This is a genomic window from Brevundimonas sp. TWP1-3 (genome assembly GCF_049896085.1).
GTDB lineage: Bacteria > Pseudomonadota > Alphaproteobacteria > Caulobacterales > Caulobacteraceae > Brevundimonas.
This window is the reverse complement of the sequence record NZ_JAFCTP010000001.1, coordinates 882,618-906,005: the sequence shown is the minus strand read 5'-3', so window position 1 is coordinate 906,005 and position 23,388 is coordinate 882,618. Positions and strand designations below refer to the sequence as shown.

Sequence of the window (23,388 nt, the reverse complement as noted above, 5' to 3'; positions counted from 1 at the left end):
GAACACTAGACCCGCCTCACGTCTCTGTGGCATGAGGCTGCCTCTGCGGGCGTGGTGGAATTGGTAGACGCGCTGGATTCAAAATCCTGTTCCGAAAGGAGTGCCGGTTCGACCCCGGCCGCCCGCACCACCTTCTTGAAAACCTGATCAGCCCAGTTGGCGGTGGAAGAACCCCGCCACGTCGGCGAGAACCGTCGCCTTCTTGCGGAACAGGGGCGAGAAGGTCGCGATCAGGTCGGCGTGATCCAGCCCGGGATAAAGCTTGGCTTCGGACCGTCCGCCCACCGCCCGCATTCGCTCGTCCAGAATGACCGTGTCCTCGTCGTGGACCACCGTGTCCGCCGTCCCGTGGCCCAGCCACAGCGGCGGGGCGTCGGCGCGGACGAAGGTGACGGGCTGGGTCAGGGTCGGGTCCGGGGCGCGGCCGAAGGCGTTGCGCGACGCCGCCAAGTCGAACGGCAGGAAGTCGTAAGGCCCCGCCAGCCCCGCCGCCGCCTTGATCAGGTCCGGCCGACCGACGGCGGCCATGTAGCGCCGGTCCAGCGCGATCATCATCGCCAGGTGCGCGCCCGCCGAATGGCCCAGCACGCCCAGGCGCGCGGGATCGCCGCCATGTTCAGCCGCCACGTCCGCCGCCTTGGCCGTGGCCGCCGCCGCATCCTCGATGAAGGCCGGGAAGACGACCTGGGGCACGACGCGGTAGTCCGGCAGGGCCACGACGAACCCCTGCGCCGCCAGGGCCTGGGCGGCCCAGCCGTACTGGCTGCGCGAGCCGGAATCCCAGCCGCCGCCATAGAAGAAGACCAGGGTCGAATACGGTCCCGGTGCGGTCGGGGCGTAGATATCCATCTGCTGGCGCGGATCGTCGCCATAGGCGATGTCGCGCGCGACACGCCGCACGCCGCCATCTCTCGGCCCCAAGGTGTTGAGCAGGCCAAGCGGCGAGCAAGCGGCGGCGAGAAGCCCCAGGGCGGGCGCGAAAAGTCCACGGCGGGTCATGCGGAGTGCTCCATCGCGCTTCAATACGTTCGCTCCAGCCGATCGGTCGTCGTCGCCTTGACGAATACCGCGCCCCTACCTGGCGTTGGCGATCAGCCGACCGCAGTCGGCGTCCTCGGCCAGGCCCGGATCGACGAAGGCGAACAGGGCCGTCACCGGCGCCACCACCGCGCCCAGCAGCCCCGCCAGCCCGCCCTGGGAGACCATCTCGCGCACGTCCACCCCGACCTTGGGCGCGGTCAGAGGACCGGAGACCGTGATCGGCGCCCACAGGCGCAGCAGGCGCGGTTTCTTGGATTCGCCGTCGATCTTCAGGTTCAATGTCTCGGCGCCCAGATCGATCGTGCCCTTGCCCTGGGCCAGCACGACATCGGTGTCGATGATGAAGGTCCGGGCCGTCGCCGTGCCCCCGCTGACGGTGAAGTCGGCGACCGCGCAGCGGATCTGGCTTTCGGACTGATCGCCGCTGAGCAGTTTCAGCAGGCCCGCGCTGGCGTTGATGCCCAGCAGTTCGGCGAAGGCCGCCCGCATCCGACCGTTCGGCACCACCAGGCTGAGCGAGCCCTTGGACGCCGCCGCAAAGTCGTGGATCGAGGCGCCCGGCCCCTCCAGCTTGGCCCGACCCAGGGCGCGGCCGCTCAACGGCGACGAGCCGTTGCGCGCCGGAATGATCGATTCCAGCGGATAGCCGGCCAGCCGCAGATCGACGGTGCTGTAGGGCGTGGTCTTGGTCGCATCGATCCGCGCCGTGCCGTTCATCTCGCCCCGGTTGAAGTTGAAGCTGATCGGGTCGAGCTTCAGAATGCCATCCTTCAGATCGGCCCCCAGGTTCACGGCCCGCACGTCGAAGTCGTTCGCCTTCACAGCCGCCGCCCGATAGGTCAGCGTCCCGTCCATCGTCTGCAGGCGTTCGGTCTGAAGCTTGGCGTCGGGCAGCAGCTTGCCGCCGACCACGACCGGCGCTTCGGTATCCGTGCCGGCCGCATTGGTCCGGACGCGCGCGCCCAGCACGGCGGCCAGGTCGTCGATGTCCAGCCGGCGCGAGGTCAGCTGCGCATCCACCCTCAGACGCTCGGCGGAATCGATCCGCACCTCGCCCGACAGGTCGGACGCGCCGACCCGGCCGTCGAAATCCTTGAAGGTCCAGGTCCGCGCGTTGCGGTTCAGCGCGCCCGACAGCCGATAGGCCGGCGTATTGGGCAGGGTCACGCCGGTCAGCAGATAGAGATCGGACAGATTGCCGCCCTCGATCGTCATCGTCGCGTCGAACCGGCCCAGGTCGAACGGCCGCGTGATCGCCCCCTTGGCGTTCAGCGACGAACCCGCCCCGGTCACGTTCGCCTCGAACCGATAGGGTCGATCGCGCCGAATGTTCATGAAGGGCCCGCCCTCGATCTTCAGCGTCAGCGGCGATCCCCTGACATCGCCCCGTCCGTCCAGCACGAAGCCCGCCGCGCCGCTGGCCGCCTCTCGCGCATTGACGGCGGCTTGCAGCGTCAGGCCGCGCCGCTGTTCGTCGAAGGACAGCTGGCCGTCGGTGATGATCAGTTGCTGGATGACCGGCAGCTTCAGCCCCTCGCCGGTGTCGGGCTTGTTCGGGTTCAACGCCCAGCTCTTGCGACCGTCCTTGGCCGAGATCAGCACCACCCTGGGCCGGGTGAAGCTGAGCAGCGTCATCTCGATCTGGCCGGCCAGCAGCTTCCTCAGCCTGACCGAGGCGCGGATTTCATCGACATCGGCCGTGTCGCGATCCCGCGCCCAGTCTGGCCCGCCGACCTTGAGCCCCCGCACCACGGCGGACGGCGTCCAGCTGAACAGGTTGACGTCCAGATCCCCCGTCAGGGCGATCTGGCGATCGTATTTGACCGAGGCCCAGCGCCCTATGGGGCCACGCAGCATGTTCCAGTCGAACAGGGCCAGAAACAGCACCACGATCGCGACGAGGACCAGCACGACCCCGGCCGCCCATTTTTCCGCCGATCCGGGCCGCCGCGCCGCCGCATAGACCGGGTCGTTGTCGCGAACCCAGTCGCGCCAGGACCGCAGGCGCACGCCCGCAGGGACCAAGGCCCTTTGATGCACGTCAGCCCGAAAAGTCCGCCAATTCCGTGGGTTCGACAATCGCTCGTCTCCGTCAGCCACACAGAACGCATCAGCCCCCATTTGGAGCCGCAACGTCAACCCGCCATTGCGTGTCGTCTATTTGACGTGAACTTGTCGCATAATCTTTACAAACAGAAATATCGGCGCATATTTCGTCAGAGTCCTGATCTTAATTCAGGCCATGGAGGATGCCCGGATGACCCGTTTTCTCACGCCTGCCCTGATCGTCGCCGCCCTGGCGGCCGCCGCGACGCCCAGTCTTGCCCAGCAGAGTCTGGCACAACAGAGTCTGGCCCAGCAGACGCAAGCCCGCGAAACCCTCCGCCCCGCCGCGCTGCGGGCGGTCATGGCGTGCAAGACCGACACGGCCACGCGTCGCGCCTATCAGCGCGAGTTCGGCGCCGCGCCCGTCTTCGTGACCGCACAGGAAGCCGTCGCCGCCCGCGAGAACGGCCAGCGCTGGGCCACCCCGCGATGCATGACCGAGCATCAGTACAATCGACTGGTCGCCTCGACCCAGACGCGCGCGTCGCTCTGAGCCCCAGCCCCCATCTGATAAGAACCGAGCGCATAAGATAAGGGGCGCGGCCTTTCGACCGCGCCCCTTTCTGTCATTCCAGATTACCGCGGCTTACTGCGCCGGCGTCAGATATTTGTTCAGCCAGCCGAACACTTCGTTGTGCCATTGCAGGCTGTTGGCGGGCTTCAGCACCCAGTGGTTCTCGTTGGGGAAGACGATCAATCGACTGTCGATGCCCCGACGTTGCAGCGCCGTGAAGGTCGACAGGCCCTGGGCGGTGGGAATGCGGAAGTCGCGATCACCCTGGACGACCAGCATCGGCGTCTTCCAGTTCTCGACGTGGTTGGCCGGGTTGAACTTCTGATAGCCCTCCGGCTTGTCCCACGGCGTGCCGCCGTATTCCCACTCGGTGAACCAAAGCTCCTCGGTCGAATAGCCCATGCCGAAGGTGTCGAAGACACCGTCGTGATTGACCAGGCACTTGAACTCATTGGACCAGTTGCCGGCGATCCAGTTGATCATATAGCCGCCGTACGACGCGCCCAGCGCGCAGGCGTTGTCGCCGTCCAGGAAGCTGTATTTCTGCTGCGCCGCCGCCCAGCCCTTTTGCAGGTCTTCCAGCGGGCGGTCGCCCCAGTGCTGGCTGATCGCGTCGGTGAAGGCCTGGCCGTAGCCGGTCGAGCCGTGGAAATCGATCATCACCACCGCATAGCCCGCGCCGGCGTAGGTCTCGGGGTTCCAGCGATAGGACCAGCCGTCGCCGAACGAGCCCTGCGGCCCGCCGTGGATCAGGAAGGCGACCGGATATTTGCGGCCCTCGACATAGCCGACCGGCTTGATGACATAGCCGTGGACCGTCTCGTTGTTCCAGCCGGGGAAGCTGAACTGCTCATACTCGCCGAACGATTTGGCGGCGAAGGCGGGGTTTGACTGCGTCAGGCGGCGCGGCATCTCGCGACCGAGATAGGTCTTGAAATACAGGTCGCCCGGCTCGCGCAGGCTGTCCTGGGCGAAGACGAAGCCCGACGGCGTCTGCTGGAAGGCCGAGACGTGGCCCGCGCCCGTGATCGGCGTCACCACCCCGTTGCGCGCATCCACCGAGAACAGCTTGGTCGAACCAACGTCGCCCGCCGTCGTGTACAGCGTCTGGCCGTCGCGCGACCATTGCAGGGTGTCGGCCGACCGGTCCCAGTTCGAAGCGATCTCGCGCTTCTGGCCGGTTTCGACATCCATCAGGACAATCTGATAGCGATCCGCCTCGAAGCCCGGCCGCGCCATGGCGCGATAAGCCAGGGTCCGCCCGTCCGGCGAGAAGACCGGGCCGGTGTCCCAGGCGTCGTTGTCGTCGGTCAGGTTGGTGAAGGTGCCGTCGCCCGACAGACCGTTGGTCTTCCACAGGTCGAAATTGGTGCTCCACGGCTCGGTCTGGCCCGCCAGACGCGCCGAGAAGACCACGGCGTCGCCCGCCGGCGTGAAGACGAACTCGCTCTCGTCGCCGAACGGCTTGGAGGGTGTGTCGCCGTCAAAACCCTTGGTGATCCAGGCCGGCGTTCCCGTGGCCTTGCCGTCGCGACCGATGGACTGGACGAACAGATGGTTCTGGGTGTGGTCGTTCCACGTATCCCAGTGACGCACGAACATGCGGTCATAGACCTGGCCGGTCGTCTTGCCTTCGGCGATGGCCTTGCCCTGTTCGACCGAGGCGTTCAGGTCGGACGCGTTGGGATAGACGGCCAGCGACACCGCCACCTTGTCGCCCGTCGGGCTGATCCGATAGGCGTTCACGTCGGTCGGCAGGTTGGTCACCTGCACCGGCGCCGACGTGGGCGAGGCCACGCGCCAGACCTGGCTCGCTCCCGACTTGCCCGACAGGAAATACAGATTGCCGTCCCCGCCCCAGCGCGCGGTGTTGGCGCCCTGGTCCGAGATGGCCAGTCGACGCGGCGCGGCGTCCGGCGTGGTCAGGTCCAGTATCCACAGACTGCCGGCGCGGCTGTTGGCGTCCACGTCCGTGGTCGTGACCGAATAGACGACATAGCGCCCGTCCGGCGACACCTGCGGATCGCCCAGCCGGTTGGCGGTGATCATGTCCTGATAGGTGAAGGCGTCGGGCGTCGCAGGCGCGGCGGGAACCGGGGCGGGCGGAACCTGGGCCAGGGCCGGAACGGCGCTCATCAAGGCGACAGCCGCGCAGGCGGCGGACAGAAGGGAACGGTGACGCATCAAGCTCTTCCTCGGAAATCTTGCTGCGCGAGGCGTAGCACCGCCGTTCGCCGGGCGGAAGTTGCCGCGAACGGCCGACTTAGCTAAGATAGTTAGACCAACCCAAGATCCCGGGGAGCGAGACATGACCGTCGTTACCGTCCATCACGCCAAGACCCACCTGTCCAAACTGATCGCCGCCGCCGAGCGCGGCGAAGAGGTCGTCATCGCCCGCGGCGACAAGCCGGCCGTGCGGATCGTGCCGTTCGAACCGGCCGCCAAGCCTGATCGCAAGCCGGGTCGGCTGAAGGGCATGGGCAAGTTCGACGAAAGCTTCTTCGATCCCCTGCCCGAGGAAGAACTGCGGCTGTGGGAAGGACGCGGCGATTGAATGTCTTGCTCGATACCCACGCCCTCATGTGGTGGGTCTGGGACGACGAGCGGCTGACGCAACCCGCGAGACAGGCCATTCGATCTGCCGAAACCATATTCGTGAGCAGCGTCTCGGCCATCGAGATCGCCATCAAATATCGCATCGGCAAACTGCCGAACGGAGAAATGCTGGCCGAGCACTTTTTGAAGGTCATGGACGATGAGTCGTTCGCCGAACTTCCCGTAACCTGGCGGGACGCCAGCCTCGCGGGCCGCATGGAGGGCGATCACCGCGATCCGTTCGACCGGCTGCTGATCGCCCAGGGCCTGCTGAACGAACTGACGCTCGTATCCAACGAGCGCCTGTTCGACAGTTTCGGGGTGGCCCGGATCTGGTGATTTATTCCGCCGCCGTATAGCGGCCGACCCAGTCCAGGATTTCCTGCTGCCAGTCGACCCAGGTGCGGGGCTTCAGCACCCAGTGGTTCTCGTCCGGCACATGGACGAAGCGGCTGGGAACGCCCTGGCGCTGAAGGGCCGCGAAGGTCGCCAGACCCTGCTCCATCGGCACGCGGAAATCCTTGGAGCCATGCAGCACCAGCATCGGCTTGTTCCAGTCGCCCGCATAGGTTTCCGGGTTGAAGGCGTCGTACACCGCCTTGCGCTCCCAGCTCGGCCCGCCGAACTCATGGATGAAGTTGCCGATATCCATGGCGTTCATCAGCTGAGGCACGTCGAACACCCCGGCGTGGTTGACCAGGCAGCGCCACGGCCCGTTCCACTTGCCGGCGATCATATTGACCATATAGCCGCCGTAGGAGGCGCCCAGGGCGCAGGCCCGGTCGCCGTCGATCCACGGATTGCTAGACAGGGCCGCCGCCCAGCCCTTCTCCAGATCCTCCAGCGGCCGGTCGCCCCAGTGGTCGTTGATGGCGTCGGTGAAGGCCTGGCCGTAGCCGGGCGAGCCGTGGAAGTTGATCATCACCACCGCATAGCCGGCGGCCGTATAGGTCTGCGGGTTCCAGCGGTAGGAGAAGCTCTCGGTCCAGGGCGATTTCGGCCCGCCGTGGATCAGATAGACGGCCGGATAGCGCCGCCCCTCGACCGCCCCGGCCGGCTTGAACACCCAGCCCTGAACCGGCTCGTCGTTCCAGCCGGCGAAGGTGAAGGCCTCGCCCTTGGACAGGCCCAGCAGCGCCAGCACCTCGGCGTTCTGGCGGCTGATCTGGCGCGGTTCGCCATTGGCGTGGACGAAGATTTGCGCCGGGGCGACGAAGCTTTCGTGGGCGTATGCCAGGACGCCCGCGACCTCTTCATAGGACCCGACCGCGCCGTTTCCGGTCAGGGGCGTGACCCGGCCGTTGCGCGCATCGACCGAGAACAGCCGGTTCTGCCCCTCGTCCGCCGCCGAGACCAGCAGCGAGCGCCCGTCGGTGCGCCACTGCAGGCCGCCCGCGCCGCGATCCCAGTCGGTCAGCTTCCTCGCGCCGGAGCCGTCGGCGTTCGCGACCCAGACCGCCGCCTGATCCCCGCCGACATTCTCGCGCGGCGCCGACAGCCAGGCCAGTTGGCGGCCGTTCGGCGAAAAGACAGGATTGCCGTCCGCCCCCTTGTTCGCCTCGGTCAGGTTGACCGGCGCGCCGCCGTTTAGTGCTACGCGGAACACGTCGCTGTTGCTGGTGAAGGGCTCGCCCGCCCCTTGCGTCTGGGTTCCGTAGACCAGCGACCGCCCGTCCGGAGAAATGTCGAAGCTGGAATCGCCCGCCGACACATCGGCATCCAGGCCCGCCAGCAGATCGCGCGGCTCGCCTCCACCCAGCCCCGACCCGTTCAGCGGCTGGACGAACAGATGGGTGCGGCGCGTATCCACCCAGTGATCGAAGTCGCGCAGCGGCAGACGGTCATAGGTCTGGATCGTCGATTTGCCCCGCGCATCCAGCCGCGTCTTGGTGCAGGCCAGCGTATCGCAATCGACGAAGACCGACACCGCCAGCACCAGCGACCTGCCGTCCGGCGCGATGCGGAACCCCGAGACATCGAACGGCAAGGTCGTCACCTGGGCCGCCGCCATCCCGGCCGCATCCGTGCGCCAGACCTGGTTCGATCCGCCCCGCGACGACAGGAAATAGATGGCCCCGCCGTCCGGCGCCCAGCGCGCGCCCGCGGCGCCGCCTTCCGAGATCGCCAGCCTGCGCGGCTCGCCGGATTGTTGACCGGGGGCGACATCCGCCAGCCACAGGCCGTTGACGCCCTTGTTGCCGTCCCAGTCGGTGGTGCGCACGGCGTAGACGATCTGGCGGCCGTCCGGCGAGACGCGCGGCTCGCTGACCCGCTCTATCATCGCCAGGTCCTTCAGCGACAGGCCACGCGGCTGACTCTGGGATTGGGGCGCAGCCGCCTCGGCCGTCGCAGGCGCCGTCTGCTGGGCGAACGCAGGCGCGGCGGCCAGCATCAGGGTTCCAAAGGCGGCGGCCGCCATCCAGCGTGAACGCGTCATGTCTCATCCCCACAGCGATTTGCGATCTTGATAGGGGGCGTTTGCCGCAACGCCAAGCGACCAAGGCGTCGCTGCCTGCGCCGCGCATCTTGCTCCCCTCGACCGAACCGGCGACAAGCGACCCTTCATGGATTCAGCCCCTCTTCCCGCCCGACGCCGACCGCACATCGTCGATGTGCTGATCGCCGAACGTGCGCCGCGCCTGACCGCCTCGCCTCTGTGGCCCGTGGTGCGACCGGCGCTTTATGGCGTGCTGGGCTATGGGGCGGCGGTGCGGATGGCCGACGCCATCCAGCCCCTGTCGGGCACCCAGACCTTCGACTACGTCTCCGACCTGCTGAAGCTGAAGGTGACGACGACCAACTTGGATCGCCTGCCCGCGACCGGCCGCTGCGTCGTGGTGTGCAACCACCCCACCGGCATCGCCGACGGGGTCGCCGTGTTCGACGCCATCAAACAGCGGCGCAGCGACATGATCTTCTTCGCCAACGCCGACGCCATCCGCGTCTCGCCCCGGCTGGACGAAACCATCATCCCCGTCGAATGGGTCCACGACAAACGCACACGCGAAAAGACCCGGGCCACCCTGACCGCGGCGAAGGAGGCGTTCGAGGCCGAACGCTGCGTCGTCATGTTCCCCGCCGGTCGTCTGGCGCGCGAGAGGAACGGCGTCCTGACCGATCCCGAATGGGCGCCGACCGCCGCCTCAATGGCGCGCAAATACGATGCGCCGGTCATCCCCATGCACGTCACCGGCCCCTACAGCCGCCTGTTCCACCTGTTCGACAAGGTCTCGCAGGAGCTGCGCGACGTGACCCTGTTCCACGAGCTTCTGAACAAGGCGGGCAAACCGTTCGGCGTCGATGTCGGCCTGCCCATCCCCGCCGACCGACTGGACGTGGACGCGGCCAAGGCGACCGAGGCGTTGAAGCGGTTCACCGAACGGACCCTGGCCAATGATCCCGACGCGGTGTTCGCATGAAGATCGAACTGCCCGACGCCGAGGCCACCACCGCTTTGGGCCAGGGTATCGCCCCCCTGCTCGCGCCGGGCGACAGCGTCCTGCTTTACGGGCCGCTGGGCATGGGCAAGTCCACCCTGGCGCGCGGCCTGATCCGCGCCCTGACCACGCCGGACGAGGACGTGCCGTCTCCCACCTTCACCCTGGTCCAGTTCTACGAGTCCGACCCGCCCGTCGCCCATTTCGACCTCTACCGCCTGACCCGACCGGAAGAGGCGTTCGAGATCGGCCTGGACGAGGCGCTGGACGAAGGTTGCGCCGTCATCGAATGGCCCGAACGGCTGGGCGAGGAACCGGGCCGCTTCCTGGGGCCGGACCAACTCACCGTTACGATTTCGGAACAGGGCGAAGGCCGCCTTGCGACCGTTTCCGGCGTAGGCCGATGGAAAGAGCTGATCGACCATGTCCGTTTCTGACCGCGAGCAGCTTCGCCTCGACTTCCTGGCGTCCGCAGGCCTGGGCGACGCCGTGCGCGCCCCCCTGCCCGGCGACGCCTCGACCCGGCGTTACGAGCGGCTGACCCCGACGACCGGCCCGACCCTGATGCTGATGGACCAGGCCCCCGCCGCCGAAAGCCCGCCCGCCGATCCGGCCTGGACGCCGCAGCAACGCCACGCGGCCGGTTGGAATGCCGTCGCCCGCCTGTCGGCCGGACGGATCGAGGCCTTCGCCGCCGTCGCCGCCCATCTGAAGTCGCTGGGCCTGTCCGCCCCCGAGATCCCGGCGCTGGACGCCCCGAACGGCCTGGCGGTGCTGGAGGATTTCGGCGACGCCCTGTTCGCCCGAGTGATCGAGGACGGCGCCGACGAGACGGCGCTCTATCTGGCCGCCATCGAGGCCCTGGCGACCCTGCACGAAGCCGGTTCCCCGCCGCAAACCCTGCACGGCCCCGGCGGCGACTGGCCCCTGCTGACCTATGACGAGACGGCGCTTCAGGGCGGGGCCGATCTGTTCGTCGACTGGCTGCCCCGTCTCGACGACCGCGTCGCCTTCGATGCCGCCGCGATCGCCGACTGGCGCGCGGCCTGGGCGCCCCTGGTCGCCTCGGGCGCGGCCGGGGCCTGTGTCATGGCTCACCGCGACTATCACGCCGAAAACCTGATCTGGCTGCCCGAGCGTGAAGGCCCCGCCCGCGTCGGCATGATCGACTTCCAGGACGCCGTGCGTGCCCACCCCTCCTGGGACCTGCACTCCCTGCTGCAGGACGCCCGCCGCGACGTGTCGCCGGCGCTGGAGGCCCAGGCTCTGGACCGCTATTTCGCCCTGCGTCCCGACGTGGACCGCGCCGCCTTCATGGCCAACTACGCCGGCCTCGCCGCCCTGAACGAGGCGCGGATCATCGGCATCTTCGCCCGGCTGATCGCTCGCGACGGCAAGCCCCGTTACCGCCAGTTCCTGCCGCGCATGTGGCGGCATCTGAACGCCAATCTGGAACAGCCGGCCCTGGCGCCCGTCGCCCGCTGGTTCGACCGCCATGTCCCTACCGAGGTGCGCGCATGACCGCTCCCAAGACTGCCCCCAAGACGGCGATGGTGCTCGCCGCCGGCCTGGGCACCCGCATGCGCCCCCTGACCGACGACCGGCCCAAGGCCCTGGTCGAGGTCCAGGGCCGCGCCCTGATCGACCATGTGCTGGACCGATTGGCGGACGCCGGCGTCGAAAAGGCGGTGGTCAACGTCCACTGGTTTGCGGATCGTCTGGAAAGCCATCTGGCCGCGCGCGGCCAAAACCCTAAAAATCGGGGCCCGCAGATCGTCATTTCCGACGAACGCGCCGAACTGCTGGAGACCGGCGGCGGGCTCAAGAAGGCCCATCCCCTGCTGGGCGAGGATCCCGTCTTCGTCGCCAATATCGACAGCGTCTGGATCGACCGGGGCGACGCCTTGGCTGACCTCGTGCGCCTGTGGAACCCCGAGACGATGGACGCCGCCCTGCTGCTGGCCCGCCGCGAGGGCTCAATCGGCTTCGAGGGCGACGGCGATTTCTTCCTGCGTGAGGACGGCGGCCTCGCCTTCCGCGGCGCGGCCGCCTCCGCTCCCTACGCCTATATGGGCGTCCACATCACCCGCCCCGGTTATGCCGACAGCGGCTGCGAAGGCCCCTTCTCCCTCAGCCCCCTGTGGCGCAAGTCCGCCGCCGAAGGCCGTCTGTTCGGCTGCGTGCTTGACGGCGACTGGATGCACGTCGGCGATCCTCAGGCGCGGGACCAGGCCGAGGCGAAACTGGCGGGAGACGCGTGAGCGTCTTCGATCCCTTCACGGCGTCCAGCCCGCGCTGGTACGCCATTCCCGCGCATCGGCCGTTCCTCGAAGACCTGGCCGCAGGCGTCCTCGACTGGCTGGGCGAACTGCCGCCCGAGACCCTGTCGGACGCCACCATCCTCCTGCCCAACCGGCGCGCCGCCCGCGCCTTCACCGGCGCCCTGTCGAAACTCTCGCAGGGCCGCCCCATCCTGTTGCCCCAGGTCCGGCCTCTGGGCGATCTGGAGGAGGACGAGCCGCCCTTCACCCCCGGCGCCCTCGGCCTCGACCTGCCCCCCGCCATCCCGGCCCTGACGCGCCGGTTCGAAATGGCGCGGATGATCGTCGAACAGTTCGACGCTGCCCTGACGCCGATGCGGGCCCTGGACCTGGCCGACGCGCTCGGCGGCTTCCTCGATTCCTGCCAGCTGGAAGAAATCCAGAACCCCGAACGGATCGCCACACTGGTCGACGGCGAAATGGCCGAACATTGGGAACGGTCGGCCGAGTTCCTGGGCCTGGCCGTCACCGCCTGGCCTAAACGTCTCGCCGAACTGGGCATGGTCGATCCCGCCTGGCGCCGCGCCACCCTGCTGCGCCGCCTCGCCGAACTGTGGGACCACACGCCCCCGACCCAGGCCGTCATCGCCGCCGGTTCGACCGGCACCGTCCCCGCCGCCGGCGACGTGCTGAAGGCCGTGGCGAGGGCGCCGCTGGGCTGCGTCGTCCTGCCGGGACTGGACCTCGATCTGGATAAGGCGGTCTGGGACCGTCTGGACGAACAGCATCCGCAGAGCGCGATGAAACGTCTGCTGGACCGCTGCGACATTCCCCGCGAAACCGTCCGACCCTGGTTCCGCCCCCCGGTCGCCCCCGCCGTCGAGGCGCAAGGCCTGGCCCGCCAGCGGCTGGTCAACGAAGCCCTGCGCCCCGCCGAGGCCACCGACGACTGGCGCCGCGCCATCCGCGACATCCGTTCGGCCGCCGCCGCGCGGGGCGAGGCCCGCGATCCCATAGCCGAAGGTCTGCAAGGCCTGTCCCTGCTCACCGTCCGCGCCGAGGAAGAGGCCGCCGCCGCCATCGCCCTGATGATGCGCGAGACGCTGGAAACGCCCAATTCTGATGGAACGGGAAGGACCTGCGCGCTCGTCACGCCCGACCAGGCCCTTGGCCGCCGCGTCGCCGCCCGGCTGGAACGCTGGGGCGTCATCCCGGATTCGTCGGCCGGCGCCCCCCTGTCGCGCCTGCCCGCCGGCGCCCTGGTCGATCTGTGCGCCCGCTGGATCGCCGATCCGGTTCAGCCCCATCTGCTGCTGGCCGTCGTCAAACACCCCTTGGCCCGGTTCGACCTGGGCGACTCTTCTCAGGCCGCCGCCGTCGCCGCGCTTGAGGAACACGCCCTGCGCGGCCCCCGCCCGCGCGACTTCGCCGCCCTGCGCTGCCGTCTGCTTGAGGCGGTCGAACCGGACCGACGCGGCAAGGCCCCGCCCGAGTGGACGCGCGATCGCCTGTCGGCCGCCACGCGCCTGGTCGACCATCTGCAAACCGCCGTCGAAGCCGCGACCGCTGTCTTCACGCCCGAAGCGGATCTAAACACGGCCGCCTCGGCCCTGACGCGCCTGATCGAAACCCTGGCCGGCCAGGACGCCTGGGCCGGCCCCGACGGCGAGGCCGCCGGCGCCCTTCTGTCCGGCTTGATCGAGGGCGGGGCCTCCCTGGGCCGCATCCGCCGCGCCGAACTGGCGGAACTGGTCGCGTCCCTGGTGCAGGAGACCGTGGTCCGCACTGGCGGCGCCACCCATCCGTCGCTGCGGATTCTCGGGGCCATCGAGGCGCGGCTGGTGCGCGCCGACCGGATGATCCTGGCGGGCCTGGAGGAAGGCGTCTGGCCCCAGGCCGCCCCGACCGATCCCTTCCTGTCGCGTCCGATGCGCAAGGCGCTGGGCCTGCCCCCGCCCGAGCGCCGCCTGGGCCAGACGGCCCAGGACTTCGTCCAGGCCGCCTGCGCCGACGAGGTCATCCTGGTCCACAGCGAACGGCGCGGCGGCCAGCCCGCCGTGCGCTCGCGCTGGCTGTGGCGGCTGGAGATGCTGACGCGCGGCGCCGATGCGGCCGAGACGCCCGTCTCCATCGCCCGACCGACCACCGTCCTCGACTGGGCCCGCGCCCTGGACGCGCCCCCGCCAGGACCGCCGCGCTTCGCCAAACGACCCGAGCCCCGCCCGCCGGTGCATCGCCGCCCGCGCAGCCTCTATGTCACCCGCATCGAACGCTGGGTGCGCGACCCCTACGCCATCTACGCCCTGTGGGTGCTGGGGCTGGAGGCGCTGGAGCGTCCCGGCGCTTCTGCCGAAGCGCTCGCCCGTGGCAACGCCGTCCACGCCGCCATCGAACGGCTGACCCTGGACTGGCCCGACGACCTGCCCGACGACTGCGAAACCATCCTTCACGACCATCTGCTGCGTGAACTGGGCGCGCGCGGCTTCGAGGATGCGGCCATGGCGCGCGAGGCGCCCCTGGCCCGCAACTGCGCCCGCTGGCTGACCGACTTCGAACGCCGCCGCCGCGCGCGGGGCATCGACATCCTGGTCGAGCAACAGGGGACCATGACCTTCGACGCCCCCGCCGGCCCCTTCACGGTCAAGGCCTTCGCCGACCGGATCGAACTGTCGTCCGACGGCGCGGCGGTGATGGATTTCAAGACCGGCGCGGCTCCATCCGCCAAACAGGTCAAGTCCGGCTTCGCCCCACAACTGACCCTGACCGCCGCCATACTGGCCGACGGCGGGTTCGAGCGGACCAACGGCCCGGTCACGCCCGACGAACTGACCTATGTCCGCGTAGTCGGCCGCAAGACGGCGGGCGAGGTCATCACCCGCGCCTCAGGCGCCGAGGCCGCCGACCTGGCCCAGGCGGCGCTGGAGGGGCTGAAGCGCCGCATCGCCCGGTTCGACGACGAGAACACCCCTTACGTCTCCTGGGCCGCACCCCAGTTCATGGGCAATCAGGGCGGCAACTACGACCATCTGGCCCGCGTCTGGGAATGGTCGGTGATCGGCGACGGCGAGGACAGCGAATGACCGCCCTCTCTCCCCAGATCGTTGCGGCCGACCCGCGCCTGACCGTCTTCGTCACCGCCAACGCCGGTTCGGGCAAGACCACCACCCTGGTCAACCGGGTGGCGCGGCTGCTGCTGGATCAGGTCGATCCCGGCGCCATCCTGTGCGTCACCTACACCAAGGCCGCCGCCGCCGAGATGCAGGCGCGGCTGTTCGACCAACTGGGCGGCTGGGCGGTGCTGGACGACGCCGCTCTGTCGCGCGAACTGGCCCGGATTGACGACGGCGACCCGCAGGCGATGGATCACGCGGCGCTTTCCCGCGCCCGCAAGCTGTTCGCCCGCGCGCTAGAGACGCCCGGCGGGCTGAAGATCCAGACCATCCACGCCTTCTGCGAAAAACTGCTGCGTCGCTTCCCGCTCGAGGCTGGGGTCTCGCCCCGCTTCACCGTGCTGGAAGACCAGGCCGCGACCGCCCTCAGCCATTCCGCGCGCGAAGACCTGGCCCGCGCCGCCGTCGCCGCGCCGGACGGTCCCATCGGCCTGGCCTACAGCCATTTCGCCGTCGAACTGGACTGGCAGAGGTTCCAGGCCCTGCTGTCGATGATCGAGGCCAAGCGCGCCGATCTGCTGGACTATATCGACCGGGCCGAGGCCGGAACCGCGCCCGATCCCTACGCCCTCACCGACGCCGAGGCGGGCCGCAGTCCCGAAGAATTGGAACAGGACTTCGTCGCCTTCATCGATCCCGGCGAATGGAACCGCATGGCCGAGGCCATGGAGACCGGCTCGACCAACGACCGCAAGATCGCCGACGCCATGAGCGTGGCCGCCCCGCCCTACGCTGGGTTTTCGGCTCTGTCGAAAGTCTTCTGCACGGAGAAGGGCGAGCCCCGCGCCAAAATGGGCACCAAGTCGGCGCCCCAGGGAGCCGTCGGCTGGCTGGTCGATCTGCAGACCCAATTCCTCGCGACCCGCGAGGCACTGCGCAAGGCCCGGATCGCCGACGACACGATCAAGGTCCTGACCCTGGCCCGCGCCCACGCCGCCTTCTACGAGGCCGCCAAGGCCCAGCGCGGCGCCCTGGACTTCCCCGACCTGGTCGCCCGCGCCGCCGCCCTTCTGACCCGCAGCGGGGCCGCCGCCTGGGTGCTGTACAAGCTGGACGGCGGCGTCGATCACGTCCTGATCGACGAGGCCCAGGACACCGCGCCCGAACAATGGGCCATCGTCCGCGCCCTGACCGGAGAATTCTATTCCGGCGAAAAGTCCGGCCGCACCGTCTTCGCCGTCGGCGACGAGAAACAGTCGATCTACTCCTTCCAGGGCGCCCGGCCCGAACGGCTGCGTCAGGAACGCGGCGCGTTTCTCGCCTTGGCCGAGGGCGCCGGCGAGCCCTTCGCCGGGCCCGAGCTGAACACCTCCTACCGTTCGACCGAAGAGGTGCTGACCTTCGTTGACGCCGTCTTCGCCGCCCCCGACCGCACCCGCGCCCTGACCGGCCCCCAAGGCGACATCGCCCGACACCTGCCCGCCCGCATCGGCCAGCACGGCGCCATCGACCTGTGGCCCCTGTTCCTGGACGAACCCGCGCCAGAGACCGACGCCTGGGACGATCCGGTGGATCAGGAGAGCACCGGCAGCGCCCGCAAACGCATGGCCCGCGACCTGGCGCGCGAGATCCGCCGCCAGGTCGAAAGCGGCCTGGCCGTGTTCGACCGTAGCACCCGCGAGCTCCGCCCCGCCGGCTACGGCGACTATATCGTCCTGGTCCGCCGCCGCGACGCCACCTTCGAGGAGATCATTCGGGCGCTGAAGACCGAGGGCGTCCCCGTCGCCGGGGCCGACCGGCTGAAACTGTCCAGCCATATCGTTTTCGACGACCTGATCGCCCTGGCCCGTTTCGCCCTCTTCCCCGACGACGACCTGTCCCTGGCCGAGGTGCTGCGCAGTCCCCTGTGCGACATGGACGAGGATGGCCTCTACGCCCTCGCCGGCCGCGAGAACCGCAAGGCGGGCCAGCTGTGGCGCGACCTGCGCGACCGCGCCCACGAACGCCCCGAATGGAGCCGCGCCCGCGAGGCGCTTCAGGCTGCCGTCGATGCACGCGGCGGCGATCCCTTCGCCTTCTTCTCCCAGGCCCTGAACCGGGTGGACGACACCGGCCGCTCCGGCCGCGCCCGCATCCTGGCCCGGCTGGGCCGCGAGGCGGAAGAGGCCATAGACGAGACCCTGAACCAAGTCCTGGCGGCCGAGAACCGCGGCGCGATCGACCTGGAGACCTGCCTGGCCCAGCTGGAAGCCGCCGACGTCGAGGTGAAGCGCGAGCTGGAAGGCGCGCGCGGCGAGGTCCGCGTCATGACCGTCCACGGCGCCAAGGGACTGGAGGCGCCCATCGTCATCCTGCCCGACACCACCATGAAGGCGAAGGCGCAAGGCCCGTCCCTGATGCCCGCCGTCACCGATGAAGGTGAAGGCGAGGCCTGGCTGATGGCCCCCGGCTCAGCCAAGGACGACTGCCCCGCCTCGGCCGACGCCCGCGCGGCGCGCCAGGCCCGCACCGACGACGAGACGCTGCGTCTGCTCTATGTCGCCCTGACCCGCGCCCGCGACCGGGTCATCGTCATGGGCCGCGCCTCCAGCCGGGGCGCCGAACCCGGCAGCTGGTGGTCGGTAATCGAAGAGACCTTCGACCGGCTGGGGGATCAGGTGCGCGAGGTCGAGAACGGCGTCCGCCGCTTCGGCGTCGATCCCGAACGTCGGCCCGTCGCGACCGCCCAAGACCGCACGACCGCCGCCCTGCCCGCCTGGGCGGCCACGCCGCCGCCCGCCGACGCCGCCGCCCGCTTCGCCGCGCCGTCGCGGATGGAGGGCTCGATCCGCATCCCCGCCCCCTCTCCCCTGGCCCGCAGCGCGGCCGGCGGCGCGTCGCTGGGCCGGTTCCGGCGCGGCGACCTGATCCACCGGCTGCTGGAGCGCCTGCCCGAGATCGCCCCTGCCGACCGCCCCGACGCCGCGCGGCGCCTGCTGGCGCGCGAGACCGATCTGGACGAGGCCCAGCGCGCCGAAATGATCGCCGCCGCCTTCTCGGTGCTGGACGACGCCCGCTTCGCCCCGGTCTTCGGTCCCGGCTCCCGCGCCGAGGTCGCTCTGACCGGCGCCCTGCCTGGCCCGCCCAGCGTGGCGATCAACGGCCGCATCGACCGGCTGGTGGTCACGCCCGACCGGGTGCTGGTCATTGACTACAAGACCAACCGCCCCGCCCCCGACGCCCTGGAGCGGGTCGATCCCGCCTATGTCTTGCAGGCCGCCGTCTATGTCGCCGTGCTGAAACGCCTCTACCCCGACCGCCCGGTCGAGGCCGCCCTGGTCTGGACCGACGGCCCCAAGCTGATGCCGATCCCGCAGGCGATGCTGGACGCAGCGTTGGCGGACAGTTGAATTGCCCGCGATTCGCTCCCACATCTGCATCCGAACCCGGACGCTCCGGCCAACACCAACCCGCGCTCAAGTAGCGAGGCGCCGCGCGCCGAGCGTTAGCGCCCAAGGAGCCATTTATGGCGACAGTTAAAGTCACCGACGAAAGCTTCGACGCCGACGTCCTGAAGTCGTCCACCCCTGTGTTGGTGGACTTCTGGGCCGAATGGTGCGGCCCCTGCAAGCAGATCGGCCCGGCACTGGAACAGATCGCCGACGAACTGGGCGGCAAGGTCACCGTCGCCAAGATCAACATCGATGACAGCCCCATGACCCCGTCCAAACTGGGCGTGAAGGGCATCCCGACGCTGATGCTGTTCAAGGACGGCCAGATGACCTCGATGAAGGTCGGCGCCATGCCCAAGGGCAAGATCGTCGAATGGCTGGCCGAGGCGGGCGTCAAGGCCGACGCCTGATCCGGACGGATCGCTGAAGATCAAACGCCCGCCGGTCCCGACCGGCGGGCGTTTCGCTGTTGTGGACAGGACCGTCAGACAGCCGGGCGGTCGCCAGGTCGAACGCTTCGTCCTGCCAGCCGGTGATCCCGCCCGCCATGATCTTCACCGGTCGCCCGAGTTCGGCGAGCCGCAGCGCACCTCGCGCCGCCCCGTTGCAATGCGGCCCGGCGCAATAGGTCACGAACAGCGTCTCTTGCGGCCAGTGCGCCAGTCGCGAGGAAATGATCTTGCCGTGCGGAAGATTGATCGCCCCCGGGACATGGCCCTTGGCGAAAAGCGCCGGAGACCGCACGTCCAGCAGGACGAAATCCGCCTCTTTCGACAGGGCGTCATGCACGTCCCAGCAGTCGGTCTCGAAGGTGAAGTCGGCTGCGAAACGCCGCCTTGCTTCATTGCTGTCGGCGGCGGGAATGGCGGTCACGGATGAGGTCATGGGTGTCTCCTTCGTGATCCAAGGTGCCTTGAGATCCCGCCGGCTTTCAATTGGCGCGATTGACGATATACGTAAAAATCATGCCAAACCTGTCCGGTCCGCTCGTCGTCGCTCTCGTCTATGACGGCCTGTGCACTTTCGAGTTCGGCATCGCCGCCGAAGTCTTCGGTCTTGCCCGCCCGGAAATGGGATCGACCTGGTATCGTTTCGCCAGTTGCGCGATCGAGGATGGCCCGCTCAGGGCGCATGGCGGGTTCAGCCTGCTGCCGGACGGCGGCATGGATTTGATCGACGCCGCCGACCTGATCGTCATCCCGGGCTGGAGAGACGTGCAGGCCCCCGTCCCACCCGACTTGATCGAGCGGTTGCGCGCGGCCCATGCGCGAGGCGCGAGACTGGCGTCCATCTGTTCGGGCGCCTTCGTGCTGGCGGCGACGGGTCTGCTGGACGGCCGCGTCGCGACGACCCACTGGCGTTACGCGGACGCCTTGAGGCGAAAATTCCCATTGATCCAAGTGGATGAGACCTCGCTGTATCGCCATGACGACGGCCTGATGACCTCTGCTGGCAGCGCGGCCGGCATCGACCTGATGATCGAAATCGTGCGCCAGGACTTCGGATCGTCCGCCGCCAACTCGGTCGCGCGACGCATCGTCATGCCGGCCCACCGCAGCGGTGGACAGGCGCAGTTCCTCGAACGTCCCGTGGCCTTGCGCAAACAGACGGAGATCGCGCCTTTGCTGGATCGTGTACGCACGCAACTGCACCGCCCCTGGCCGATCGCCATATTGGCCCGTGAGGCCCGGATGAGCCCTCGGACCTTTTTGCGCCGCTTCGCCGAGACGACCGGCGTATCGCCTGGAGAATGGTTGGTGCAGGCGCGGATCGACGCCGCCAAGGCGCTGTTGTCCGAAACCGCCGGATCCATCGACGAGATCGCAGCCGCCGTCGGCCTGGGCGGCGCACCCGCCCTGCGGCATCACTTTCGGACACGGCTGCGCATTTCTCCCAGCGAGTATCGTCGTGCCTGCGTATCGCCATGCTAGGATGCCGCAATGAGCAATGATGACGAGCCCACACCCGCCCCCACGGACGAGATTCCCGGCGAGACCCCCGTCCAGCGCGCCCTGCGCCTGAAGAACGCCAAGCTCGACGGCCGGCCCCAGGCCCCGCGCGGCGGCCGTTTCCAGCGCGAGCAGAACGCCCGCATCGCGGCGGGCAAATCGCGCCCCTGGATGAGCAAATAAAGCACTCTCCCTCCCCTTCATGGGGAGGGACGATCGCGCAGCGATCAGGGTGGGGCCCGAGAGGGCGTGAGCGAGGTCCTGAATTCCCCACCCCGGCTACGCTTCGCTTCGCCGCCCCTCCCCATGAAGGGGAGGGAGATCTGTCAGTCCGGCCAGGTCTCCCGGCTCGCCCCCAGCACTTCTCCCGCCAGATACAGCGACCCACAGATCGCGATGCGGCCGGCTCCCAGCCTCAACGCCAGGTCCAGCGCGTCACCCACCGACCCCGCCGGCGTCGCCGCCAGTCCATGACCGCGCGCCACGGCCGCCAGAGCTGCCGGGTCGGCCGACGCCCCGTCGAAGCCGACGGTGAACACCGTCGCCTGGCTGTCCTTCAAGGCGGCGAAGAAACCGCCCGCATCCTTGTTCGACAACATGCCGCAGATCAGGGCCAGCGGACGCGGCGCGCGCGCCTGACGCTCGGCCAGAAACGCCGCCAGGGCCTTTGCGGCATGGGGATTGTGGCCCCCGTCCAGCCACAGTTCGGCCTCGGCCGCTCTGGCCGCCTCGCCGTAAGGTCCGGCCGAAATCCGTTGGAGCCGCGCGGGCCAGCGCACGGCCTTCAGCCCCTCGGCGATGGCGGTTTCCGGCAAATCCAGTTCAACCGCCGCCGCCACGGCCAGGGCCGCATTGTCGATCTGGTGCGCCCCCGCCAGCGCCGGCGCCGGCAGATCCATGAACAGTTCAGCCGTCTGGAAAGCCAACCCGCCCCGCTCGGCCCAGGCGTCGAAATCGACCCCCAGCACCGTCAGCCGCGCATGGACATCGGCGGCGCGACGTTCGATGGCCGCCATCGCCTCCTCGCGCTGGCGCGCGATCACGGCCGGCGCCCCGGCCTTCAGCACCCCCGCCTTTTCCGAGGCGATCCCCGCCAGGTCCGTGCCCAGAAACTCCGCATGGTCGTAATCGACGGGGGTGATCACGCTCAGCAGCGGCCGTTCGATCACATTGGTCGCGTCCAGCACCCCGCCCAGGCCCACCTCGATGATGGCCAGGTCGGCCGGCGTTTCGGCCATGGCCAGGAAGGCGGCGGCGGTGGTGCTTTCGAACACCGTGGCCTCGCTGTTCGTGTCGGCCATCACGGCCTCGATCCGGTCCAGGATGGCGTTCAGCGCCTCGTCCTCGATCAGCTTGCCGGCCAGCCGTATCCGCTCGTTGAACCGCACCAGATGGGGCGAGGTATAGGCGTGGACCTTCAGCCCCGCCGCCTCGGCGATGGCGCGGATCAGGGCGACGGTCGAGCCCTTGCCGTTGGTGCCCGCCACATGGATCACCGGCGGCAACTTGTGTTGCGGATCGCCCAGGGCGGCGCAAAGCACGCGCATTCTTTCCAGCGACAGGTCGATCCGCTGGGGGTGGCGCGCACGTAGACGTTCGGAGACGGGATCCATCCGCCTCCTTTAGCCCCTGATTTCGAGAACCGCGACATGACTTCCAGGCCGCACATCAGAACGGCGGCCCGCATCGTCCTGGCGGCCGTCTTCCTGGGCGCCGGCGTGCTGCATCTGATGGTTCCTGGCCCGTTCGTGCGGATCACGCCGCACTGGGTGTCGGACCCCGCCCTGGTCGTGACGCTGACAGGGATCGCCGAGCTGCTGGGCGCGGCGGGGCTGATGATCCCGCGGCTGCGTGTCGTCGCCGGCTGGGCGCTGGCCCTCTATGCGGTCTGCGTCTATCCAGCCAATATCCAGCACGCGATGGACGGGCTGGCGTCAGGCACGGACTTGGGTTTGGCCTATCATGGCCCGAGACTGCTGCTTCAGCCGGTCATCGTCTGGTGGTGCCTGTGGGCCTCGACCGCGATCGACTGGCCCTTCAGGACGCGTCAGGCGGCGGCGCGCGTGCCGCCCATCAGCATGGAGAGAATCTGACCCAGGGTGCGCGGCAGGTCGGCGCGGGTCACGACCCGGTCCACCATGCCTTTTTCCTGCAGATATTCGGCGCGCTGGAAGCCCGGCGGCAGTTTCTCGCGGATGGTGGCCTCGATCACGCGCGGACCGGCGAACCCGATCAGGGCGCCCGGCTCGGCCAAGTGCACGTCGCCCAGCATGGCGTAGGAGGCGGTCACCCCCCCCGTCGTCGGATCCGTCAGGACCACGGCGTAGGGCAGTTTCGCATCCTTCAGCTCTTCGATGGCCAGGGTCGTCCGCGCCATCTGCATCAGCGACAGGGCGCCTTCCTGCATCCGCGCGCCGCCGGCGGCGGTGAAACAGATCATCGGAACCTTGCGGGCCACGGCCTCGCGCGCGGCCTTGATGAAGGCCTCGCCCGCCGCCATGCCCAGCGACCCGCCCATGAAGGTGAAGTCCTGCACGATCACAACGGCCTCCTGGCCGCCGACGACGCCATAGCCGATGGCCATGGTGTCCTTGCGCCCCGACGCCTTGCGTGCGGCGCTCAGGCGATCCTTGTAGGATTTTCCGTCCGAGAATTTCAGCGGATCTTCCGGCACGTCCGGCGTGTCGATGGACTCATAGACGCCGCCCTCGAAGGTGGCCTTCAGGCGGGTCGGCGCGTCGATCCGCATATGGCGGCCCGACGGCGTCACCCACAGGGACGCCTCCAGATCCGAGCGATACAGCATCTCGCCGCTATCGGGATCCTTGACCCACAGATTGTCAGGGGTGTCGCGGCGCGACACGATCTTGCGGACGCCGGGCGCAAAGCGGCTCAGCCAGCCGCCGCGCTTTTCCTGGGGTTTGCTCTTGTCGATCATGGGCGG

General features: G+C 68.9%; 20 protein-coding genes and 1 tRNA gene. 14 read left to right on the top strand and 7 right to left on the bottom strand.

Annotated features, from left to right (window positions below; translation table 11 throughout):
• Nucleotides 1–45 precede the first annotated feature (45 nt).
• A tRNA-Leu gene (locus ACP693_RS04565) sits at nt 46–130 on the top strand.
• 17 nt (nt 131–147) lie between these two features.
• Here the strand turns inward: ACP693_RS04565 and ACP693_RS04560 are convergent.
• A complete protein-coding gene (locus ACP693_RS04560) occupies nt 148–999 on the bottom strand; it encodes an alpha/beta hydrolase (protein WP_426018619.1) in 852 nt (283 codons plus the stop codon).
• Nucleotides 1,000–1,074: 75 nt separating this feature from the next.
• The gene (locus ACP693_RS04555; protein ID WP_426018622.1) at nt 1,075–3,051 is read right to left on the bottom strand and encodes an AsmA family protein; all 1,977 of its coding nucleotides are present in this window, start codon (nt 3,049–3,051) and stop codon (nt 1,075–1,077) included.
• A 247-nt stretch (nt 3,052–3,298) separates the two neighbouring features.
• Between ACP693_RS04555 and ACP693_RS04550 the strand changes: the two genes are divergently transcribed.
• Entirely contained in the window at nt 3,299–3,640 is a 342-nt protein-coding gene (locus ACP693_RS04550) for a hypothetical protein (protein ID WP_426018624.1), read from the top strand.
• A gap of 93 nt (nt 3,641–3,733) precedes the next feature.
• Here the strand turns inward: ACP693_RS04550 and ACP693_RS04545 are convergent, their stop codons facing one another.
• Nucleotides 3,734–5,845: a prolyl oligopeptidase family serine peptidase gene (locus ACP693_RS04545; RefSeq protein ID WP_426018627.1), complete on the bottom strand. Its 2,112-nt coding sequence runs from the start codon at nt 5,843–5,845 to the stop codon at nt 3,734–3,736.
• 124 nt (nt 5,846–5,969) lie between these two features.
• Between ACP693_RS04545 and ACP693_RS04540 the strand changes: the two genes are divergently transcribed.
• Both ACP693_RS04540 and ACP693_RS04535 read left to right on the top strand, forming a co-directional pair.
• On the top strand, nt 5,970–6,215 hold the full coding sequence (locus ACP693_RS04540) for a type II toxin-antitoxin system Phd/YefM family antitoxin (protein WP_426018629.1): 246 nt from the start codon (nt 5,970–5,972) through the stop codon (nt 6,213–6,215).
• Nucleotides 6,212–6,595 carry a type II toxin-antitoxin system VapC family toxin gene (locus tag ACP693_RS04535; protein WP_426018631.1) on the top strand — a complete coding sequence of 128 codons (384 nt, stop codon included), beginning with the start codon at nt 6,212–6,214 and terminating at the stop codon, nt 6,593–6,595. Before ACP693_RS04540 ends, ACP693_RS04535 begins: the two co-directional genes overlap by 4 nt.
• A gap of 1 nt (nt 6,596) precedes the next feature.
• On the opposite strand, the gene ACP693_RS04530 is transcribed toward ACP693_RS04535, so the two are convergent.
• Nucleotides 6,597–8,693, bottom strand: coding sequence for a prolyl oligopeptidase family serine peptidase (locus ACP693_RS04530; protein WP_426018633.1), 2,097 nt, complete (start codon nt 8,691–8,693; stop codon nt 6,597–6,599).
• 127 nt (nt 8,694–8,820) lie between these two features.
• On the opposite strand from ACP693_RS04530, the gene ACP693_RS04525 reads away from it, so the two are divergent.
• The 7 genes from ACP693_RS04525 to trxA all read left to right on the top strand — a co-directional run bounded on the left by ACP693_RS04525 (nt 8,821) and on the right by trxA (nt 18,905).
• Nucleotides 8,821–9,675 carry a GNAT family N-acetyltransferase gene (locus ACP693_RS04525; RefSeq protein ID WP_426018635.1) on the top strand — a complete coding sequence of 285 codons (855 nt, stop codon included), beginning with the start codon at nt 8,821–8,823 and terminating at the stop codon, nt 9,673–9,675.
• Nucleotides 9,672–10,130, top strand: coding sequence for a tRNA (adenosine(37)-N6)-threonylcarbamoyltransferase complex ATPase subunit type 1 TsaE (gene tsaE / locus ACP693_RS04520; RefSeq protein ID WP_426018637.1), 459 nt, complete (start codon nt 9,672–9,674; stop codon nt 10,128–10,130). The genes ACP693_RS04525 and tsaE overlap by 4 nt, the downstream gene beginning before the upstream one ends.
• Complete coding sequence (amgK, locus tag ACP693_RS04515) at nt 10,117–11,214, top strand: N-acetylmuramate/N-acetylglucosamine kinase AmgK (RefSeq protein WP_426018638.1); 1,098 nt, start codon at nt 10,117–10,119, stop codon at nt 11,212–11,214. Before tsaE ends, amgK begins: the two co-directional genes overlap by 14 nt.
• 29 nt (nt 11,215–11,243) lie before the next feature.
• Nucleotides 11,244–11,954: an N-acetylmuramate alpha-1-phosphate uridylyltransferase MurU gene (gene murU, locus ACP693_RS04510; protein WP_426019628.1), complete on the top strand. Its 711-nt coding sequence runs from the start codon at nt 11,244–11,246 to the stop codon at nt 11,952–11,954.
• Nucleotides 11,951–15,034 carry a double-strand break repair protein AddB gene (gene addB / locus ACP693_RS04505; protein ID WP_426018640.1) on the top strand — a complete coding sequence of 1,028 codons (3,084 nt, stop codon included), beginning with the start codon at nt 11,951–11,953 and terminating at the stop codon, nt 15,032–15,034. The genes murU and addB overlap by 4 nt, the downstream gene beginning before the upstream one ends.
• Nucleotides 15,031–18,453, top strand: coding sequence for a double-strand break repair helicase AddA (gene addA / locus ACP693_RS04500; protein WP_426018642.1), 3,423 nt, complete (start codon nt 15,031–15,033; stop codon nt 18,451–18,453). The genes addB and addA overlap by 4 nt, the downstream gene beginning before the upstream one ends.
• A 116-nt stretch (nt 18,454–18,569) precedes the next feature.
• On the top strand, nt 18,570–18,905 hold the full coding sequence (gene trxA, locus ACP693_RS04495; RefSeq protein WP_135193854.1) for a thioredoxin: 336 nt from the start codon (nt 18,570–18,572) through the stop codon (nt 18,903–18,905).
• Here trxA and ACP693_RS04490 read toward each other — a convergent pair.
• Nucleotides 18,889–19,380, bottom strand: coding sequence for a rhodanese-like domain-containing protein (locus ACP693_RS04490; RefSeq protein WP_426018644.1), 492 nt, complete (start codon nt 19,378–19,380; stop codon nt 18,889–18,891). The genes trxA and ACP693_RS04490 overlap by 17 nt on opposite strands.
• Before the next feature lie 80 nt (nt 19,381–19,460).
• Between ACP693_RS04490 and ftrA the strand changes: the two genes are divergently transcribed.
• Together ftrA and ACP693_RS04480 are read left to right on the top strand one after the other, a co-directional pair.
• Entirely contained in the window at nt 19,461–20,426 is a 966-nt protein-coding gene (gene ftrA / locus ACP693_RS04485; protein ID WP_426018646.1) for a transcriptional regulator FtrA, read from the top strand.
• A 9-nt stretch (nt 20,427–20,435) separates the two neighbouring features.
• Nucleotides 20,436–20,627: a hypothetical protein gene (locus tag ACP693_RS04480; protein WP_426018647.1), complete on the top strand. Its 192-nt coding sequence runs from the start codon at nt 20,436–20,438 to the stop codon at nt 20,625–20,627.
• A 143-nt stretch (nt 20,628–20,770) separates the two neighbouring features.
• Here ACP693_RS04480 and ACP693_RS04475 read toward each other — a convergent pair whose 3' ends face one another.
• Nucleotides 20,771–22,057 carry a bifunctional folylpolyglutamate synthase/dihydrofolate synthase gene (locus tag ACP693_RS04475; RefSeq protein ID WP_426018648.1) on the bottom strand — a complete coding sequence of 429 codons (1,287 nt, stop codon included), beginning with the start codon at nt 22,055–22,057 and terminating at the stop codon, nt 20,771–20,773.
• 36 nt (nt 22,058–22,093) lie between these two features.
• On the opposite strand from ACP693_RS04475, the gene ACP693_RS04470 reads away from it, so the two are divergent.
• Nucleotides 22,094–22,537, top strand: coding sequence for a DoxX family protein (locus ACP693_RS04470; protein ID WP_426018650.1), 444 nt, complete (start codon nt 22,094–22,096; stop codon nt 22,535–22,537).
• Here the strand turns inward: ACP693_RS04470 and accD are convergent.
• Nucleotides 22,492–23,382 (bottom strand): acetyl-CoA carboxylase, carboxyltransferase subunit beta, encoded by an 891-nt coding sequence (gene accD, locus ACP693_RS04465; protein WP_426018652.1) that lies wholly within the window; start codon nt 23,380–23,382, stop codon nt 22,492–22,494. The two genes, ACP693_RS04470 and accD, sit on opposite strands and share 46 nt — an antisense overlap.
• Between the last annotated feature and the right edge of the window lie 6 nt (nt 23,383–23,388).

What these genes read in the sequence shown, in the direction of transcription:
- ACP693_RS04525 (WP_426018635.1), top strand. Translation starts at nt 8,821, where the DNA reads ATGGATTCAGCCCCTCTTCCCGCCCGACGCCGACCGCACATCGTCGAT.
- ACP693_RS04540 (WP_426018629.1), top strand. Translation starts at nt 5,970, where the DNA reads ATGACCGTCGTTACCGTCCATCACGCCAAGACCCACCTGTCCAAACTG.
- ACP693_RS04560 (WP_426018619.1), bottom strand. Translation starts at nt 999, where the DNA reads ATGACCCGCCGTGGACTTTTCGCGCCCGCCCTGGGGCTTCTCGCCGCC.
- ACP693_RS04480 (WP_426018647.1), top strand. Translation starts at nt 20,436, where the DNA reads ATGAGCAATGATGACGAGCCCACACCCGCCCCCACGGACGAGATTCCC.
- accD (WP_426018652.1), bottom strand. Translation starts at nt 23,382, where the DNA reads ATGATCGACAAGAGCAAACCCCAGGAAAAGCGCGGCGGCTGGCTGAGC.
- trxA (WP_135193854.1), top strand. Translation starts at nt 18,570, where the DNA reads ATGGCGACAGTTAAAGTCACCGACGAAAGCTTCGACGCCGACGTCCTG.
- ACP693_RS04530 (WP_426018633.1), bottom strand. Translation starts at nt 8,693, where the DNA reads ATGACGCGTTCACGCTGGATGGCGGCCGCCGCCTTTGGAACCCTGATG.
- murU (WP_426019628.1), top strand. Translation starts at nt 11,244, where the DNA reads ATGGTGCTCGCCGCCGGCCTGGGCACCCGCATGCGCCCCCTGACCGAC.
- ACP693_RS04490 (WP_426018644.1), bottom strand. Translation starts at nt 19,380, where the DNA reads ATGACCTCATCCGTGACCGCCATTCCCGCCGCCGACAGCAATGAAGCA.
- amgK (WP_426018638.1), top strand. Translation starts at nt 10,117, where the DNA reads ATGTCCGTTTCTGACCGCGAGCAGCTTCGCCTCGACTTCCTGGCGTCC.
- ACP693_RS04545 (WP_426018627.1), bottom strand. Translation starts at nt 5,845, where the DNA reads ATGCGTCACCGTTCCCTTCTGTCCGCCGCCTGCGCGGCTGTCGCCTTG.
- tsaE (WP_426018637.1), top strand. Translation starts at nt 9,672, where the DNA reads ATGAAGATCGAACTGCCCGACGCCGAGGCCACCACCGCTTTGGGCCAG.
- ftrA (WP_426018646.1), top strand. Translation starts at nt 19,461, where the DNA reads ATGCCAAACCTGTCCGGTCCGCTCGTCGTCGCTCTCGTCTATGACGGC.
- ACP693_RS04475 (WP_426018648.1), bottom strand. Translation starts at nt 22,057, where the DNA reads ATGGATCCCGTCTCCGAACGTCTACGTGCGCGCCACCCCCAGCGGATC.
- addA (WP_426018642.1), top strand. Translation starts at nt 15,031, where the DNA reads ATGACCGCCCTCTCTCCCCAGATCGTTGCGGCCGACCCGCGCCTGACC.
- ACP693_RS04470 (WP_426018650.1), top strand. Translation starts at nt 22,094, where the DNA reads ATGACTTCCAGGCCGCACATCAGAACGGCGGCCCGCATCGTCCTGGCG.
- ACP693_RS04550 (WP_426018624.1), top strand. Translation starts at nt 3,299, where the DNA reads ATGACCCGTTTTCTCACGCCTGCCCTGATCGTCGCCGCCCTGGCGGCC.